Source organism: Caballeronia sp. (assembly GCF_049581465.1).
GTDB lineage: Bacteria > Pseudomonadota > Gammaproteobacteria > Burkholderiales > Burkholderiaceae > Caballeronia.
Genome location: NZ_JBAUSA010001396.1, coordinates 1 through 3,045 on the forward strand (window position 1 = coordinate 1; position 3,045 = coordinate 3,045).

The 3,045-nt window shown below is 59.1% G+C and carries 2 protein-coding genes and 1 pseudogene; 2 read left to right on the plus strand and 1 reads right to left on the minus strand.

What is annotated here, in order from left to right:
- Positions 1-86 precede the first annotated feature (86 nt).
- Complete coding sequence (locus WCA53_RS33750) at positions 87-929, plus strand: ATP-binding protein (RefSeq protein WP_423922382.1); 843 nt, start codon at positions 87-89, stop codon at positions 927-929.
- Between the two features lie 89 nt (positions 930-1,018).
- Positions 1,019-2,740 carry a ubiquinone-dependent pyruvate dehydrogenase gene (gene poxB / locus WCA53_RS33755; RefSeq protein ID WP_423922386.1) on the plus strand — a complete coding sequence of 574 codons (1,722 nt, stop codon included), beginning with the start codon at positions 1,019-1,021 and terminating at the stop codon, positions 2,738-2,740.
- A 4-nt stretch (positions 2,741-2,744) separates the two neighbouring features.
- Here poxB and WCA53_RS33760 read toward each other — a convergent pair.
- Positions 2,745-3,045 (minus strand): annotated as a pseudogene (locus WCA53_RS33760) (hypothetical protein); the annotation flags it as partial.

The following is a 3,045-nucleotide window of genomic DNA, read 5'->3' on the forward strand; positions in this document are numbered from 1 at the left end:
GAATGCCACTCGCTATCGAGTTGGCTGCCCCCCGCGCGGCAACGCTCGGCGTCAAGGAACTCGCTGCGTATCTTGACGACTGCTTTTTGATCCTGACCGGCGGCCATAGGACGGCGTTGCCGCAACACCAGACGCTCAGGGCTACCTTTGACTGGAGCTATAACCTTCTGCCGCCCAAGCAGAAAATGGTACTGAGGCGCCTCGGAGTCTTCCCCCGCGCTTTTGTGATGGAAGCTGCATGCGCGGTCGTTGCTGAAGACGCCCTGGACCCGGCAGATGTGCTGGAAGCGGTGTGCGAGTTGACGGCGAAGTCGCTGGTCGTCGCCGACATGGTGTGTTCCCCCGTCAGATACAACTTGCTTGAAACAAGCCGCGCCTATGCGCTACAGAAACTGGATGGCAATGGCGAACGCGACTACGCCGAACGTCGTCACCTGTCGTACGTATCTGCATGGGTCAAGCATGCGTTGGCTTGCGTTACTGGTCCATCGGATGAGGCGGCGCTCGATAGCTTCCGGCTTCAGTTGGATGATGTGCGATCCGCGCTGGATTGGGCTTTCTCCGCGCGAGGTGACCGCTATTTGGGAACTGAGTTGATTGCGATGACTGCTCCACTGTTCTTCAAACTTGGGCTATTTGCCGAGGTCAGACTCCGGGCGCGCTTAGCGCTCGACGCGTTGGATGCGGGGAAAAATGGGCCACGCTATCCGGCGGCAGATCTTAGCTTGCTATGCGCAATGGCTGGCCAGCGCGAGCCGGGAGTCGAACAGATCAAATTAACGCGCGACGATCGGCTTGACGCTCCGGAAAGTACTCCCGACGGGAATCGAACCAGCGTCGCTACGCCCGGGCAAGATCCGCGGGCGTTGTTGCGTTGCGCCTCACGGAGCGCACCGAAAACAAATTGTCTTAAGCAGAGCCGTTGCTAGCGCCGAGGCGGCCGAACATCTACGCAGCCGTTGACAGCACGTTGCCGCCCGGCTTTTAGTGAATCTTCTATTTTTCGAGGTGGCAGAACATGTCGAAACAAACAATCGCTGACTATCTGGCAAAGACGTTAGCCATTGCAGGCGTTGAACGTATCTGGGGCGTCACGGGCGACAGTCTGAACGGACTGGCGTATAGCCTGGACCAGCTTGGATCGATCCGCTGGATGCACACCCGTCATGAAGAATCGGCTGCCTTTGCCGCGGGGGCAGATGCGGCGGCATCCGGGAACCTCGCGGTCTGCGCGGGAAGTTGCGGCCCGGGAAACTTGCACCTTATAAACGGCCTGTTCGACTGTCACCGAAATCATCAGCCCGTGTTGGCGATCGCTGCACACATCCCGTCGACAGAAATTGGCCTGGGCTATTTCCAGGAAACGCACCCGCAAGAACTGTTCAAGGAGTGCAGCCATTATGTAGAGCTTGTGACAAGCGCATCGCAATTTCCCCGCGTGCTGGAACGCGCCATGCGAACCGCAATCCAGGAGCGAGGGGTTGCCGTGATCGTGTTGCCGGGCGACGTGGCACTCAGCGAAGGCCCGTCTGAAGCGCCTGGCTGGTCGCATACCGCGCCCGCGACCATCATGCCGGCCGAGGCGGATCTTCATCGCTTGGCCGCGATGTTGAACGAGTCAGACGCGATCACGATCATGTGTGGAAGCGGGGTCGTAGGGGCACATGATGAAATTGTCGCGCTTGCCGATACACTGGCAGCCCCTATCGTTCATGCTCTACGGGGTAAGCAATACATTGAATGGGAAAACCCCTTCGACGTGGGGATGACCGGCTTGATCGGATTCAGTTCGGGTTATCACGCCATGGAATCGTGCGACACGCTGCTGCTTCTCGGCTGCGATTTTCCGTATCGGCCGTTCTATCCCAAGGACGCGAAAATCATCCAGGTCGACTGGAAGGGATCCCAGCTAGGACATCGTGCGCCACTTGCGCTGGGTCTCGTCGGCACGGTGAAGGAGACCGTTAAAGCGGTATTGCCTGCGTTGCAGCGAAAATCCAATCGGAATTTCCTGGACAATGCCCGCAAGCACTATGCAGCGGCCAGGAAGGGGCTCGATGAGTTGGCTACACCGTCGGGGGCTGGGCGCCCGATCCATCCGCAATATTTAGCTAGGCTGATCGACGAGATCGCCGACGACGACGCGATCTTTACTGCCGACGTGGGTACGCCGACTGTCTGGGCGGCCCGGTATTTGACGATGAACGGCAAGCGCCAATTGCACGGGTCGTTTAATCACGGGTCGATGGCTAACGCAATGCCGCAGGCTCTCGGCGCGCAAGGCGCGTTTTTAGACAGGCAGGTCATCTCCCTATCGGGCGACGGCGGCCTGTCAATGCTTCTTGGCGATCTATTGACCGCCGTGCAACTCGACCTTCCGATCAAGGTTGTCGTCTTCAATAACAGCTTGCTTGGCTTCGTCTCCATGGAACTCAAGGCGGGTGGTTATCTCGATACGAACGTCGACTTGAGCAAGACCGATTTCGCCGCGATCGCAAAGGGAGCGGGGATCTTCGGCGTTCGGGTAGAGGAGTCGGAGGATGTCGCTGACGCACTTCGAAAAGCGTTTGCTCACCCAGGCCCGGCACTCATCGACGTAGTCACTTCCAAGCACGAATTGGCGATGCCGCCCAAGGTCCAGCTTGAGCAAGCCAAAGGATTCAGCTTGTATATGTTGAGGGCCATTCTCAGTGGCCGGGGCGATGAAATCGTGGAGCTAGCGAAGACCAACCTTCGCTGAGGGCTCACCGGCGACCCGGCGCCGCATGTCTCGCTTGCAGGGCCTTCAACGCGGTTAATAGCGACTCGGATTCGAAGCGCTTCCTATAGTCCACGTCGATGAACGCCAGCGCGACGATGCCGTCGCGATCCAGCAAGTACGTGGCGGGCAGCGGAACGAGCCACGCGCGCGCATTCCTTGTGGACGGCGGCGCGTAACCTAGGCCCTCGTACCTCGGCCTGAGACCGGGCGGAAGGTCGAACGCGAGTCCGTATGCGCGCGCGACCTTCATTTCGATGTCTTGTAACTCGCGCATGGGGGAAGGG

Coding starts and splice junctions, on each gene's coding strand:
- poxB (WP_423922386.1), top strand. CDS start 1,019: ATGTCGAAACAAACAATCGCTGACTATCTGGCAAAGACGTTAGCCATT.